The 16322-nt window shown below is 74.5% G+C and carries 2 protein-coding genes; both read left to right on the plus strand.

Annotated features, from left to right (window positions below):
* Nucleotides 1-14: 14 nt before the first annotated feature.
* Nucleotides 15-10070 carry an SDR family NAD(P)-dependent oxidoreductase gene (locus ACIF9R_RS37340; RefSeq protein ID WP_399987435.1) on the plus strand — a complete coding sequence of 3352 codons (10056 nt, stop codon included), beginning with the start codon at nt 15-17 and terminating at the stop codon, nt 10068-10070.
* Nucleotides 10067-16322 (plus strand): type I polyketide synthase (locus tag ACIF9R_RS37345; RefSeq protein WP_399987437.1); only part of this gene is annotated, 6256 nt, incomplete at its 3' end. The genes ACIF9R_RS37340 and ACIF9R_RS37345, both read left to right, overlap by 4 nt.

Below are 16322 nucleotides of genomic sequence, written 5' to 3' on the forward strand. Positions count from 1 at the left end.
CCGAGTGTGGTCGTGTGGGGGTGCGGGCGCGTCGGATCGCGGTGGATTATGCGTCGCATTCGGCGGCGATGGATGTGCTGCGGGACGAGGTGACCAGTGCCCTGGCGGGGATTGTCCCGCGTGCGGGTGAGGTGCCGTTGTTGTCGACGGTGTCGGGTGAGTGGGTGGACGGCTCGGGGATGGATGCCGGGTACTGGTTCACCAACCTGCGGTCCCGGGTGCGGTTCTCCGACGCGGTGGAGAGGCTGGCGTCGGAGGGGTATGGCGCGTTCGTCGAGGTGTCGTCGCATCCGGTGCTGACGGCCGCGGTGCAGGAGATCGTGGAGACGGTGTCCGGGGACGGTGTGGTCACCGGGTCGCTGCGTCGTGATGACGGAGGCCTGGAGCGTTTCCTGTCCAGTGTGGCGGAGTTGTGGGTCCGTGGTGTGGAGGTGGACTGGGCGGCCGTCTTCGAGGGTGCCCGGCCCGCGACCGTCGACCTGCCCACCTACGCCTTCCAGCGCCGCAGGCACTGGTTCGACACCGTGGCTCCGGACTCCGCCGAGGAGGCGGCGACCAGCGTGGTGGCCGCCCGACTGGGCGCGGCCGCGAACGAGGACGAGCGGCGGCGGATCCTGCTGGACCTGGTGTCCGCGCACGCGGCTGCCGTACTCGGCCACAAGGACACGGCCGCCATCGCCGCGCGCGTGTCCTTCAAGGAGCTCGGTTTCGACTCGCAGTCCTCCCTCCGGCTGCGCAACCGGCTCCGTGAGGCACTCGGCGCCGACCTGCCCACGACCGTGCTGTTCGACCAGCCGACTCCCACCCAACTGGCCGCATACCTGGAGGCGTTGTCCGGTACGGCGACAGGGCGGGATGCGCCGGTGCCCCTCGCACGGCCGGCCCACGACGAGCCGATCGCGATCGTCGGCATGGGATGCCGTTTCCCGGGCGGCGTCCGCTCGCCCGAGGACCTGTGGGAACTGGTGCGGTCGGGCACGGACGCCGTGGGGCCGTTCCCCGCCGACCGGGGCTGGGACCTCGAACGGCTCCTTTCGGACCCGGACGCCCCCGGGGGCTCGACGGTCCGGGAGGGCGGATTCCTCTACGACGCGGGCGACTTCGACGCGGACTTCTTCGGTATCAGCCCGCGCGAGGCCCTGGCCATGGACCCGCAGCAGAGGCTGCTCCTGGAGACGGCCTGGGAGGCGCTGGAGCGGGCCGGGATCGAGCCGTCCCGCCTCCACGGCACGCGGACCGGTGTGTTCGTGGGGGCGATGGCCCAGGAATACGGGCCACGGCTGCACGAGGCGTCGGACGGTGTCGAGGGTTATGCCCTGACCGGCACGACGGGATCCACGGCGTCCGGCCGGATCTCGTACGTACTGGGCCTGGAAGGGCCCGCGATGACCGTCGACACGGCGTGTTCGGCATCGCTGGTCGCCCTGCACCTGGCGGTGCAGTCGCTGCGCGGCGGCGAATGCTCACTGGCGCTGGCCGGCGCGGCGACCGTGATGTCCCGGCCGGGCATCTTCGTGGAGTTCAGCCGCCAGCGCGGGCTGGCCCCCGACGGGCGCTGCAAGGCGTTCTCGGACGACGCCGACGGCACCGGCTGGGCGGAGGGCGTGGGCACCCTCGTACTGGAGCGGCTGTCCGACGCCCGGCGCAACGGGCACCGCGTGCTGGCCGTGGTGGAGGGGACGGCGGTCAACTCCGACGGCGCGTCCAACGGGCTGACCGCGCCGAACGGTCCCGCACAGCAGCGGGTGATCCGGCAGGCGCTCGCGGTCGCGGGCGCGACGCCGGCCGAGGTGGACGCCGTGGAGGCGCACGGCACCGGCACCCGGCTCGGCGACCCGATCGAGGCGACCTCCCTGATCGACGTCTACGGTCGTGGCCGTCCGGCCGAACGGCCGCTGTGGCTCGGCTCGTTGAAGTCCAACATCGGGCACGCGCAGGCCGCCGCCGGGCTCGGCGGCGTGATGAAGATGGTGCTCGCGATGCGCCACGGACTGCTGCCGCGGACCTTGCACGCAAAGACTCCCTCCGCGCACGTCGACTGGACGGCCGGCGAGGTCAGGCTGCTGACCGAACCCGTGCCCTGGACGCCGGACGGAGACCGTCCGCGCCGGGCGGGGGTGTCGGCGTTCGGGGTGGGCGGCACCAACGCGCACGTCATCCTGGCGGAGCCACCGGAGCCACCGGAGCTGACCCAGGCGGGCGCCGGCGACGGGAGCGTCGACGGCGCGGGCGTCCTGCCCCACGTGCTGTCCGCCCGTACCCCCGAGGCCCTGCGCGAGCAGGCGCGGCGCCTGCGTACGGCGCTGCGCGGCGGCGCGGTGGACGCGAGGCCCGCCGATGTCGCGTACACGCTGGCCACCGGGCGGGCCAGGTTCGACGAGCGTGCCGTGCTGTTCGCCGGTTCCGCCGCGGAACTGGACCGGCGGCTCTCGGTGCTCGCCGAGGACGGTGAGGCGACCGGACTCGTACGCGGGGCGTCCGTGGGCGACGACCGGGTGGTGTTCGTCTTCCCGGGACAGGGCGGGCAGTGGGCCGGAATGGCCGCGGAACTGCTCGACTCCTCACCGGTCTTCGCGACCCGCGCCGCCGAGTGCGAGCAGGCGCTGGACGAGTTCGTGGACTGGTCGCTGACCGACGTGCTGCGCGGCGCCGCGGGCGCCCCCTCCCTCGACCGTGTCGACGTGGTGCAGCCGGCGCTGTGGGCGACGATGGTGTGCCTCGCCGACCTGTGGCGGTCCCGGGGTGTCCGGCCCTCCGCGGTGGTCGGGCACTCGCAGGGGGAGATCGCGGCGGCCTGTGTGGCGGGCGCGCTGAGCCTGCGGGACGCGGCACGCGTCGTGGCCCTGCGCAGTCGCGCGCTGCTCGCGCTGTCGGGGCGCGGCACGATGGCGTCCCTCTTCCAGGGCCTGGACCGGGTGACCGAACTGGTGGAGCGGTTCGACGGCAGGGTCTCCGTCGCGGCGACGAACGGGCCCCGCTCCGTCGTGGTCTCCGGTGATACCGAGGCGATCGGCGAACTCCTCGCCGAGTGCGGGCGGCAGGACATCCACGCCCGCGCCATCCCCGTCGACTACGCGTCCCACTCCGCGCAGGTCGAGGCCATCGAGGAGGAACTGGCAGGCCTCCTCGCCCCGGTCGAACCGCGACGCGCCGAGGTGCCCTTCCACTCCACGGTGACCGGGACCGTACTGGACGGCAGCGAACTGACCGGGGACTACTGGTACCGCAATCTGCGGGGCACCGTCCGCTTCGACGAGACCATCGAGAGCCTGGCCGGCTCCGGGCACCGGATCTTCCTGGAGACGAGCCCGCACCCGACGCTGACCATCGCCGTGCAGCAGACCCTGGAGGGCGCCGGGCACCGCGACGGTGTCGCCGTCGGCTCCCTGCGCCGCGGTGACGGCGGGCCGGGGCGGCTGGACGAGTCGCTCGCCCAGCTGCACGTCCACGGTGTGGAACCGGACTGGGAGGACGTGCTCGCGGGCCACGCCGGCCGCCGGATCGAGCTGCCCACGTACCCGTTCGACCGGCAGCGCTACTGGTGGACGCCACCCGAGCCCGCCCCCTCGGCCCCCGCAGCCGACAGGCACCCGGCCGAGCACCTGCGCTACGACGTCGTGTGGCGCCCGGCACCGCACACCCCCGCCTCCGTACCGGCCGGCCGCTGGCTGGTGGTGGCACGGGACACCGACGGGGACGACCACCGGGAGGCGGCCCGCGCCCTGCGCGACGCGGGGGCGGACGTCGTCCTGTGCGTGCTGCCCGACGGCGAGGTCGACGCCGGGACCCTCGCGCGAGTGGCCGCCGACAAGCCGCTCGCCGGGGTGCTGTCGCTGCGCGCCCTGCACGCGCGTACGGACCCGGCGGCGGGCGTGGCCGCCACCGCCACCCTGCTGAGCGCCCTGGACCGGGCCGGTGTCACCGCACCCCTGTGGTGCGCCACGCGCGGCGCCGTCACCACCGGGCCCGCGGACCCGGCCCCCGAACCGGCACAGGCGGCGATCTGGGGCGCGGGACGGGCAGCGGCGGTCGAGCACCCCCGTACCTGGGGCGGTCTGGTCGACCTGCCGGAACACTGGGACGCCCGCGTCCGCGAACGACTGGCCACGGTCCTCACCGGCAGCGGCCGGGAGGACCAGGCCGCCGTCCGGCCCGCCGGTGTGTTCGCCCGCCGCCTCGTCGAGGCACGGCGACCGGCGAACGGGCGACGCTCCTACGCGCCCCACGGCACCGTCCTGATCACCGGGGGCACCGGCGCACTCGGCCGCCGGCTCGCGCGGTGGCTGGCGGAGGGCGGTGCCGCGCACGTGATCCTGCTCGGCCGCCGTGGTGGCGACACCCCGGGGACCACCAGCCTCGCCGCCGAACTGCGGGAACTGGGCACGGAGCTGACGGTGGCCGCCGGTGACGTCACCGACCGCGCCGTACTGGCCGCTCTGCTCGCCGGAATCCCCGCCGACCGGCCGCTCACGGCGGTGTTCCACGCGGCCGGCGTCTGCGAGCTGAGCCCGCTGAAGGACGTCAGGTCCGAGGACCTGCCGGCCCTCCTGGCCGCCAAGACCGACGGCGCACGCCACCTCGACGCGTTGCTCGCCGACACCCCGCTGGACGCCTTCGTCCTGTTCTCCTCGGTCTCGGCCGTCTGGGGCGTCGCCGAACACGGCACCTACGGCGCCGCGAACGCCTTCCTCGACGCCCTCGCCGGGCGGCGGCGCGCCCGCGGACTCACCGCCACCTCGATCGCCTGGGGCCCATGGGGCGGCGGCGGCATGATCGACGAGAGCCGCTGGGCGACCCTCGCCGCGACCGGACTCCCGGTCCTCGACCCGGACCACGCCCTCGACGCACTGCGGCTCGTCCTCGACCACGACGAGACGGCCCTCACCGTGGCGGACCTCGACCGGGACCGCTTCGGCCCGGTCTTCACGGCCGCCCGCCCGAGCCCGCTGCTGAGCGAACTCGTCACCGACAGCGAACTCATCACCGACCCGGCCGGGGCGGCACAGTCCCGGCCCACCGACCGGCCCGCCTCGGCCCTGCGGGAGCGGCTGGACCAACTCCCCGAGGACGCACAACGCGACGCCGTCCTCGCCGTGGTGCGCGAGCACACCGCCACGGTCCTCGGCCACGGCGACCCGAAGGCCCTCGCCGACGACCGCGCCTTCAAGGATCTCGGATTCGACTCCCTGACCGCCGTCGAACTGCGCAACAGACTGGCCAAGGTCACCGGAACCCCGCTGCCCACCACCCTCGTCTTCGACCACCCGACCCCCGCCCTGCTCGCCGAGCACCTGTGGCGGGAGGCGTACGGCGGTCTGCCGGACCGCACGGCGACCGGGCCCGGACACGGCGTGTCCGACGAACCCCTCGCCGTCATCGGCATGGCCTGCAGACTGCCCGGCGGCATCAACGGCCCGGACGCGATGTGGCGCCTGCTCATGGACGGGACCGATGCGACCGGGCCCCTGCCCACGGACCGGGGCTGGGACCTCGGCTCCCTCTACGACCCCGACCCCGACCGGCACGGCACCAGCTACACCCGGGCGGGCGGATTCCTTTACGGGGCTGCCGAGTTCGACCACGAGTTCTTCGGCATCTCGGCGCGCGAGGCGCTGGCGATGGACCCCCAGCAGCGGCTGCTCCTCGAGACCTCCTGGGAGGCGTTCGAGAACGCGGGACTCGTGCCCGCGGACCTGAAGGGCGGTGACACGGGCGTGTTCGCCGGTGTACTGGCGCCGGACTACGGACAGCCGCACGGCATGCCCGGCGAACTGGAGGGCTACCACGTCACGGGCGGCGCCCCGAGCGTGGCCTCCGGACGGCTCTCCTACACCTACGGTTTCACCGGACCCGCGATCACCGTCGACACCGCCTGCTCCTCCTCCCTGGTCGCCCTGCACATGGCGGCCCGCGCGCTCCAGTCCGGCGAGTGCGGACTCGCCCTGGTCGCCGGCGCCGCCGTCATGTCGACCCCGACCCCACTGGTCAGCTTCAGCAGGCAGCGCGCCCTGTCCACCGACGGACGCTGCCGGTCCTTCGCCGAGGACGCGGACGGCTTCGGCATGGCCGAGGGCGTGGGCGTCCTCCTCGTGGAGCGACTGTCGGACGCGCGCCGCAACGGGCACCGGGTGCTGGCGGTGGTGCGGGGCACCGCGGTCAACCAGGACGGTGCCTCCAACGGCCTCAGCGCGCCGAGCGGCCCCGCCCAGCAGCGGGTGATCCGCCAGGCGCTGGCCAACGCGGGTCTGTCCGCGTCCGAGGTGGACGCGGTCGAGGCACACGGCACGGGCACCCGGCTCGGCGACCCCATCGAGGCGCAGGCCCTGCTCGCCACGTACGGGCAGGACCGGCCCGCCGACCGGCCGTTGTGGCTGGGCTCGGTGAAGTCCAACATCGGACACACCCAGGCCGCGGCCGGCGTCGTCGGAATGATCAAGATGGTGCAGGCGCTGCGCCACGGGACTCTCCCGCGCACCCTGCACGCGGCCGAGCCCACCTCGCGCGTCGACTGGGACTCGGGCGCCGTCCGGCTGCTGACCGAACCCCGGACATGGCCCGAGACGGACCGGCCACGCCGGGCCGGCGTCTCCGCCTTCGGCATCAGCGGCACCAACGCCCACGTGATCCTGGAGCAGGCACCCGCGACGGAAGCGGAACCCGCTCCGGCCGGGCAGCCGCCCGCCGGGGTCGTTCCCTGGGTCCTGTCCGCCCGCTCCCCGGAAGCACTGCGCGATCAGGCCGCGGCGTTGCTGCCGCTTGCCGGGGAGGCGGATCCGGTGGGTGTGGGTTGGTCGTTGGTGTCGACGCGGGCGTGTTTTGAGCATCGGGCCGTGGTGGTGGGTTCGCATGCGGCGGGTCTGGCTGCTGTGGTGTCGGGTGAGCCTGCGGGTGGGGTGGTGTCCGGGGTCGCGGGTGGCGTCGGGCGCACGGTGTTCGTGTTTCCCGGTCAGGGTGCGCAGTGGGCGGGTATGGCGGTGGGGCTGCTGGATGCTTCGCCGGTGTTCGCGGCGCGGATCGCGGAGTGTGAGGCCGCGATGTCGGGGCTGGTGGACTGGTCGTTGACGGATGTGCTGCTGGGTGCCCAGGGTGCTCCGTCGTTGGATCGTGTGGATGTGGTGCAGCCGGCGTCGTTCGCGGTGATGGTGGCGCTCGCGGCACTGTGGCAGTCGCACGGTGTCGTGCCGGCTGCGGTGGTGGGGCATTCGCAGGGTGAGATCGCTGCGGCGTGTGTGGCGGGTGCGTTGTCGCTGGAGGACGCGGCGCGGGTGGTCTGCCTGCGCAGCCGTGCCATCACCGCGGTCACCGGAAGCGGTGGCATGGCCATCGTCGCGCTGCCGGAGGACGGCGTCGCGAAGTTGCTGGCTCCCTACGGGGAGAGGGTGTCGGTCGCCGCGGTCAACGGGCCCGGCTCGGTGGTGCTCTCCGGTGACCGCGACGCACTGGAGGAACTCGCCCGCACCTGCGCGCGGCGCGACGTACGGGTACGGATGATCCCGGTCGACTACGCCTCCCACTCCGTTCACGTCGACCCGATTCTCGACGAACTCGCCACCCTGCTGGCGCCGGTACGACCCCGCCGCCCCGACGTGCCGTTCCTCTCCTCCGTCACCGGCGAGTGGATCGACGGCCCGGTGCTCGAAGCGGCGTACTGGTGCGCGAACCTCCGCCGGCCGGTGCGTTTCGCCGACGCGGTGCGGACCCTGACCGACCACGGCTTCGGGCTCTTCGTGGAGAGCAGTCCGCATCCGGTGCTGCTCGCCGCGATCGAGGAGACGCTGGCCGACCGGGACGACGCGTTCGCCGTGGGGTCGCTGCGCCGGGGCGAGGGAGGCCCCGAGCGCTTCCTGCTCTCGCTGGCCGAGGCATGGGTGCGCGGCGCGCCCGTCGACTGGGGCCGGGCGGTACCGGACGTCCCGCCTCGCGCGGTCGACCTGCCCACCTATCCGTTCCAGCGGCGGCGTCACTGGATCCGGACGCCCGCCGAGGTCGCCGCGCGCCAGGCGGCGACGCTCGTCGACAGCTGGCGCCACCGCGTCGTGTGGACCCCGGTGCCGGCCGGGGACCCGCGGACACCCCCGGGCGCCACGCCGGAACTCGGCGGGCAGTGGATCGTGGTGACCCCGGACGAGGAGGTCGCGCCGGATCTGGTCCGGGCGGTGCTGGCCGGGCTCGCCCGGCACGGGGCCACCCCGCACCCGGTCAGCGCGCGCCAACTGGCCCAGGGGGACACGCCGTTGCCGGACCACGTCGACGGCGTCCTGTCCCTGGCCGCCCTCGACGAGCGGCCCGACGCCACCGAGCCGGACCTCACCACCGGTCTGACCGACACGGTCGCCTGTGCGCGGGCCCTCGCCGGACGGACCGGTGACGCCCCCCTGTGGCTGGCGACGCGGGGTGCGGTCGGCACCGGGCCGGACGACCCGGTCCGCAATCCCCTTCAGGCACAGGTGTGGGGCCTCGGTGTGGTGCTCGGCCTGGACGAGCCCGGCCGGCTGTGCGGGCTGGTCGACTTGCCGGGCCGACCGCACGAGGACCGCCCGGAGAACCCGGAGAGCCCGGAGAGCCCGGAGAGCGCGGAGAGCGCGGAGAGCGCGGAGAGCGTGGAGAGCCCGGAGAACCCGGAGAGCGCGGAGGACATCCTCGTCCAGCTCTGCGCGACCCTGTCGGGAGCCTCCGGCGAGACCGAGGTGGCCCTGCGCGGCACGCAAGCCCTCGGACGGCGCCTGGTCCCGGACCCGGCGCCCGAGGCACAGCCGTGGCAGCCGCGCGGCACCGTCCTGATCACCGGCGGCACCGGCGCCCTGGGCGCCCATGTGGCCCGCTGGGCGGCCCGGCACGGCGCCGCCCACCTGGTCCTCACCAGCCGCCGGGGCGAGGGGGCACCGGGCGCGGCCGCACTGCGCGAGGAACTGACGGCCCTCGGTTCCGGGGTGACCATCGCCGCCTGCGACGTCGCCGACGCCGAGGCGCTCGCCGCCGTAATCCGGGCGATCGACGCCACCGAGCCGCTCACCGCGGTCGTGCACACCGCGGGGGTCACCCAGCCGGAGATCCCCGTCGCGGACCTGTCCACCGCCGAACTCGCCCGAATCGTCCGGGCCAAGACCGAGGGCGCCCGCAACCTGGACGCCCTGACCGCCGGCCTCGACCTGGACGCCTTCGTCCTGTTCTCCTCCGGGGCCGGGATCTGGGGCGACGCGGGCAAGGCCGCGTACGCCGCCGCCAACGCCTATCTGGACGCCTTCGCGCAGGCGCGGCGCGCCCGCGGCGCGGTGGCCACGTCGGTCGCCTGGGGCGCCTGGGACGGCGGCGGCATGGTCGAGGGCGACGTCGCCGACCTGCTCACCCGGCGCGGGATGCGCCTGATGCGGCCGGAACAGGCCGTACGGGCCCTGGCGCAGGCCGTCGGCAACGGGGACGCCGCCATCGCCGTGGCCGCCTTCGACCTCGCCCGTTTCCTGCCGCTCTACACCATGACCAGGGACCGCCGACTGGTCGCCGCGCTCACCGCGGCGCAGGCCGTGCCCCGGCAGCCGCAGGGCGACGACGCGTCCGGGCGGGAGCGGTCCACGGCGCTCGCGGACCGGCTCGCCGGGCTGTCCGCCGAGGACGCGGAGACCGCGCTCGTGGACATCGTCCGGCGGGAGGCCGCCGCGGTCCTCAAGGCGGGCCGTCCGGAGGACATCCGCCCCCGCAGGGCGTTCAAGGAGCTCGGCTTCGACTCCCTGACGGCCTTGGAGTTCCGTAACCGGCTCGGCACGGCGACCGGGCTGCGGCTGCCCGCGACCCTGGTCTACGACCATCCCACCCCGGCCTCGCTCGCCCGCCACCTGCGGGACGAACTGTCCGGTGGGACCCCCGACGTGCTCGCCGGCCTGGACCACCTCGAGGCCGCTCTCGCGGCGCTGCCGGACGAGGAGTGGACCCGCCACGACGTGGCCGACCGGCTGCGCGCGCTGCTGCGCCGCGCCGAACCCACAGCAGAGGCCGCCGACCCGCGCGAGGACCTGGCGGCGGCGACGAACGACGAGATCTTCGACCTGATCGACCGGGAGTTGGGCATCCGATGAGCAGTGGCGGGAACGAACAGCGGCTGCGGGATTATCTGAACCGGGTCACCGCGGACCTGCGGACGACCCGCAGGAAGCTCCAGGAGTTGGAGGACAAGCGGCGCGAGCCCATCGCGATCGTGTCGATGAGCTGCCGCTTCCCGGGCGCGGACACCCCCGAGGACTTCTGGGAGCTGATCGCGGCCGGCGCCGACCTCGTCGGAGACCTGCCCGCCGACCGCGGCTGGGACCCGGAGCGGCTCTACCACCCCGACCCCGACCACCCCGGCACCACCTACACCCGGCACGGCGCGTTCCTCGACCGTGCCGCCGAGTTCGACGCCGCCTTCTTCGGGGTGTCGCCGCGTGAGGCGCTGGCGATGGACCCGCAGCAACGGCTGCTCCTCGAGGCCGCGTGGGAGGCCGTCGAGCGGGCCGGCATCGACGCGGACACCCTGCGCGGCGAGCGGGCGGGCGTCTTCGTCGGGGCCGGCGACCAGGGCTACACCGCGTCGGCCGGCACCGCGCCCGAAGGCGTGGAGGGCCATCTGCTCACCGGTGGTTCGAGCGCCGTCCTCTCCGGCCGGATCGCCTACACCCTGGGACTGGAAGGTCCCGCCGTCACCGTCGACACCATGTGCTCGTCCTCCCTGGTCGCCGTGCACCTGGCGGTCCGGGCACTGCGCGACGACGAGTGCTCGCTTGCCCTCGCGGCGGGCGCCACCGTCATGGGCTCACCGCGCAACTTCACCGAGTTCAGCCGGCAGTCCGGGCTCGCCGTCGACGGACGGGTCAAGGCCTTCTCGGACGGCGCCGACGGCACCGGCTGGGGCGAGGGCGTCGGCGTCCTGCTGCTGGAGCGGCTGTCGGACGCGCGCCGCAACGGGCACCGGGTGCTGGCCGTGGTGCGGGGCACCGCGGTCAACCAGGACGGCGCGTCCAACGGTCTGACCGCGCCGAACGGCCCCGCCCAGCAGCGGGTGATCCGCCAGGCGCTGGCGAACGCGGGCGTGTCCGCGTCCGAGGTGGACGCGGTCGAGGCACACGGCACGGGCACCCGGCTCGGCGACCCCATCGAGGCCCAGGCGCTGCTCGCGACCTACGGTCAGGGCCGTGCGGACGGCCGGCCGCTGTGGCTCGGCACGGTCAAGTCGAACATCGGGCACACGCAGGCCGCCGCCGGTCTCGCCGGTGTGATCAAGACGGTGCTGGCGCTGCGCCACGAACTGCTGCCCGCCACCCTGCACGCCGGGACGCCGTCGTCGCACGTCGACTGGTCGGCCGGTGCGGTGGAACTGCTGTCCGAGGCACGGGAGTGGCCGCGCGGTGAGCGACCGCGCCGGGCGGGAGTCTCCGCCTTCGGCGCCAGCGGCACCAACGCCCACGTGATCGTCGAGGAGGCACCGGAGCCTGAGGAGACCGACGCCCCCGCCGACGTCCCCACGGTCCGGCTGCCGGTGGTGCCCTGGCCGGTCTCGGCCCGTACCCCGGACGCGGTGGCCGCACAGGCCGACCGGCTGGCGGCCGGCACGGCGGGCCTCGACCCGGCGGACGTCGGACTGTCGCTGGCCACCACCCGGGCCGCCCTGGAGCACCGGGCGGTCGTCCTCGGCCCGGACACGGACCGGGCGCGTGCCGGGCTGACGGCGCTCGCCACCGGCACACCCGCGCCGGGCGTGGTGACCGGCACGACCGGGGAGGGACTGACCGCCTACGTCTTCTCCGGCCAGGGCGGCCAGCGCGTCGGCATGGGCCGGGAACTGGCAGCGGCCTTCCCCGTCTTCGAAGCCGCTCTGGACGAGGTGTGCGCGCACTTCGACGGGCTGCGCGAGGTGATGAACGGCGATACGGAGGACCTGAACGACACCGGATGGGCGCAGCCGGCCCTCTTCGCCGTCGAGGTCGCCCTGTTCCGGCTGCTGGAGTCGTGGGGCGTGCGGCCCGACCACCTGGTCGGGCACTCGGTCGGTGAACTGGCGGCCGCACACGTCGCCGGCGTGCTGTCCCTCGCGGACGCGTGCCGGCTCGTCTCCGCCCGGGCGCGCCTGATGCGGGCGCTGCCCGAAGGCGGCGCCATGTGGGCCGTACGCGCGACCGTCGACGAAGTGACCCCGTTCCTCACCGACGACGTGTCCCTCGCGGCGGTGAACGGCCCCACCCAGGTGGTGCTGTCCGGAGACCGCGCCGCCGTGGAAGCCGTCGCGGCCCGGCTGCCGGACGCCAAGGGCCGCCGGCTCGACGTCAGTCACGCCTTCCACTCGGCGCTGATGGACCCGATGCTGGACGAGTTCGCTCTGGTGGCAGAGGAGTTGGCGTACGCCCGGCCGCGGATTCCGATGGTCTCCGCGCTGACCGGCGAGCCGGTCGAGGAGTTCACCCCGGCCTACTGGGCCGACCAGGTCCGCGGCACCGTCCGCTTCGCCGACGCCGTGACCCGGCTGTCGTCCCTCGGTGTCACCCGCTTCGTCGAACTCGGCCCCGACGCGAGCCTCGTCGGCGCCATCGGCGAAACCTCCGACGAGGCCACCTGCGTCGTCCCCGTCCTGCACGGAAAGCGCCCCGAACCGGTCACCGCCGTGACCGCTCTCGCCCGGCTGTGGACGGACGGCGCCCACGTCGACTGGGCCGCCTTCTTCGCACCGACGGGTGCCCGCGCCGTCGACCTGCCGACGTACGCCTTCCAGCGGCAGCGTTACTGGCTGGAGCAGCGGCCGGCCGGACCCGGGCAGGACGCCGCCGACACCGAGTTCTGGACCGCCGTCGACACCGGCGACACGCGTGAACTCTCCGACGCGCTCGGCGTGGCCGAGGACGCCCTCGACGCCGTACTCCCGGCGCTCCACGACTGGCGGGCCCGCCGCCGCACGGACTCCCTGCTCGACTCCTGGCGCTACGACATCGCATGGGTGCCGGGCCCGGACCTCGCCCCCGCGCGGCTCGACGGGCGCTGGCTGCTGGTGACGTCGGAGGGACAGCCGGACCGTACGGAGACGGTCGAGGCGATCGGCGGGGCGCTGCGGGAGCACGGCGCGGAGGTGGCCGAGCTGGTGCTCGCCACCGGCGCCGACCGGCAGCGGATCGGTGAGCTGCTGGACGCGCACACCGGGGTGACCGGCGTGCTGTCCCTGCTCGCCCTCGACGAGAGCCCCGACCCGAACCATTCCGTACTCACCACAGGGCTCGCGCTCAACGTCCTGCTCACCCAGGCCCTGGCCGGCCAGGACGACGCACCCCCGCTGCGGTTGTGCACCCGGGGCGCCGTCACCACCGACCGCGACGACCCGGTGACCCACCCCGCACAGGGCAGCACCTGGGGTCTCGGCCTCGTCCTCGGACTCGAACTCCCGCACCTCTGGGGCGGTCTCGTCGACCTTCCGGAGAACCCCGGCACCGACGACCTGGCACACCTGGCGGCCGTACTCGGCGCGGGCGGCGACGAGGACCAACTGGCGATCCGCGAGGGCGGCACACGGGCACGGCGACTGCGGCGCGCCCCGGCGCCGGCCCCGAACGGCCGGCCGTGGCGCACCAGCGGCACGGCGCTGATCACCGGCGGCACCGGGCAACTGGGCGCCCACACCGCCCGCTGGCTTGCCGAGGCCGGCGCGGAGCACCTCGTCCTCACCTCCCGGCGCGGACCGGACGCACCCGGCGCCCGCGAACTCGCCGAGGAACTGGGCGCCCTCGGCCCCAGGGTGACGCTCGCCGCCTGCGACGTCGCCGATCACGCGGCCCTCGCCCGCCTCGTCGAGCGGATCGAGGCCGAGGGCCCACCGATCCGAACCGTGGTGCACGGCGCGGGCATCGGCCGGCCCGCCGCCCTGACCGGCACCGGCCTGACCGACTTCGCGGCCGACGCCGAAGCGAAACTGGCCGGGACCACCCACCTCGACCGCATCTTCGACCGCACGGACCTGGACGCGTTCATCCTGTACTCCTCCGTCGCGGCCGTCTGGGGCGCCGGCGGCCACGGCGCCTACGCGGCGGGCAACGCCCACCTCGAAGCGGTCACCCGCGCCCGGCGCGCCCGCGGCCTCACCGGCACGACGATCGCCTGGGGACTGTGGGCCGCCGACGGCCGCGGCCTGGGCGACACCGTCGACGACGACTCCCTCAACTGGCGTGGTCTGTCCGCCATGCAGCCCGGAGTCGCGATCAACGGCCTGCGCCGGGCGATGGCCGACGACGAGACGTTCCTCGCCATCGGCGACATCGACTGGGCGGACTTCACCCCCGCCTACACGGCCGCCCGCCCCCGCCCGCTCGTCAAGGACATCCCCGAGGCCGAAGCCGCCCTCGCGGCCTCCCGCGCCGCCGACGAGCAGGACACCGGCAGCGCCGAGGCGAACTCCCTGCGGGAGCGGCTGCGTCCCCTGTCCGTGGCGGACCGTGAGTCGGCGCTGCGTGACCTGGTGCGGGCCCACGCGGCCACGGTCCTCGGACACGCCACCGCGGACGCCATCGAGGACGGGCGGCCGCTGCGCGACCTCGGCTTCGACTCGCTCCTCGCCGTGGCCCTGCGCAACGCCCTGCGCACCGCCACCGGCCTGAAACTCGCCACCACCGTGGTCTTCGACCACCCCAACGTCATCCGCCTGGCCCAGCACCTGCACACGACCCTCTTCGGCGAGCGGCCCGCCGTCCGGACTCCCGTCGCCCGGCTCACCGCCGGCCCCGACCCGGACGACGACGCCGTCGCGATCATCGGCATGGGCTGCCGCTTCCCCGGTGGCATCGAATCGCCCGAGGACCTGTGGCAGGTGATCTCCGACGGTGAGGACGTCATCACCGCCTTCCCCGACGACCGGGGATGGGACCTGCAACGGCTCTACAGCCCGGACGCCGACGACGAGGGACACACCTACGTCCGTACGGGCGGCTTCGTCCACGACGCGGGCGCCTTCGACCCCGCCTTCTTCGGCATCTCGCCGCGCGAGGCGCTGGCGATGGACCCGCAGCAACGGCTGCTCCTGGAAACCTCCTGGGAGGCGATCGAGCACGGCCGGATCGACCCGCACACCCTGCGCGGCATCGAGTGCGGCGTCTTCGTCGGCGTCGGCAACGGCGGCTACGGCACCGGCCTGCGGCAGCTCCCGGAAGGCGTGGAGGGCCACCTCATCACCGGCACGGCCACGAGCGTGGCCAGCGGGCGGATCTCGTACACGCTCGGCCTCGAAGGCCCCGCGGTCACCGTGGACACCGGGTGCTCCTCGGCCCTCGTGGCCCTGCACCTCGCGGCCCAGGCACTGCGCGCCGGCGAGTGCTCGCTCGCCCTGGCCGGCGCCGCCTCCATCGGCTCCTCCCCCCTGGGCTTCATCGGCTTCAGCCGTCAGCGCGGCCTGGCCGAGGACGGCCGCTCCAAGGCGTTCTCCGACGACGCGGACGGCATGGGCATCTCCGAGGGCGCCGGCGTCTTCCTCGTGGAGCGGCTGTCGGACGCGCGACGCAACGGGCACCGGGTACTGGCGGTGGTGCGGGGCACGGCCGTCAACCAGGACGGTGCGTCGAACGGCCTGACCGCGCCCAATGGTCCGTCGCAGCAGCGGGTGATCCGGCAGGCGCTGGCCAACGCCGCTCTGTCGTCCGCCGAGGTGGACGTGGTGGAGGCGCACGGCACGGGGACGACGCTGGGTGACCCGATCGAGGCGCAGGCGCTGCTCGACACGTACGGGCAGGACCGTCCGGAGGGCCGGCCGTTGTGGCTGGGCTCGGTGAAGTCGAACCTCGGTCACACGCAGGCGGCGGCGGGTGTCGCGGGTGTGATGAAGATGGTGCTGGCGCTGCGGCACGGGCTGATGCCCCGGACGTTGCACGCTGATACGCCGTCGTCGCATGTGGACTGGTCGGCGGGTGCGGTGGAGTTGCTGTCCGAGGCGCGGGAGTGGCCGCGCGGGGAGCAGCTGCGGCGGGCGGGTGTGTCCGCATTCGGTGTGAGCGGGACGAACGCCCACGTGATCGTGGAGGAGGCGCCGCCCGAGGACGCTGAGGCCGGGCCGGGTGCGGAACTGCCGGTGGTTCCGTGGCTGCTGTCCGCCCGTTCCCCGGAGGCACTGCGCGATCAGGCCGGGGCGTTGCTGCCGCTTGCCCAGGAGGCGGATTCGGCGGCTGTGGGTTGGTCGTTGGTGTCGACGCGGGCGTGTTTTGAGCATCGGGCCGTGGTGGTGGGTTCGCATGCGGTGGGTCTGGCTGCGGTGGTGTCGGGTGAGCCTGCGGGTGGGGTGGTGTCCGGGGTCGCGGGTGGCGTCGGGCGGACCGTCTTCGTGTTTCCCGGTC

The organism is Streptomyces sp. NPDC086080 (assembly GCF_044540255.1).
Classification (GTDB): domain Bacteria; phylum Actinomycetota; class Actinomycetes; order Streptomycetales; family Streptomycetaceae; genus Streptomyces.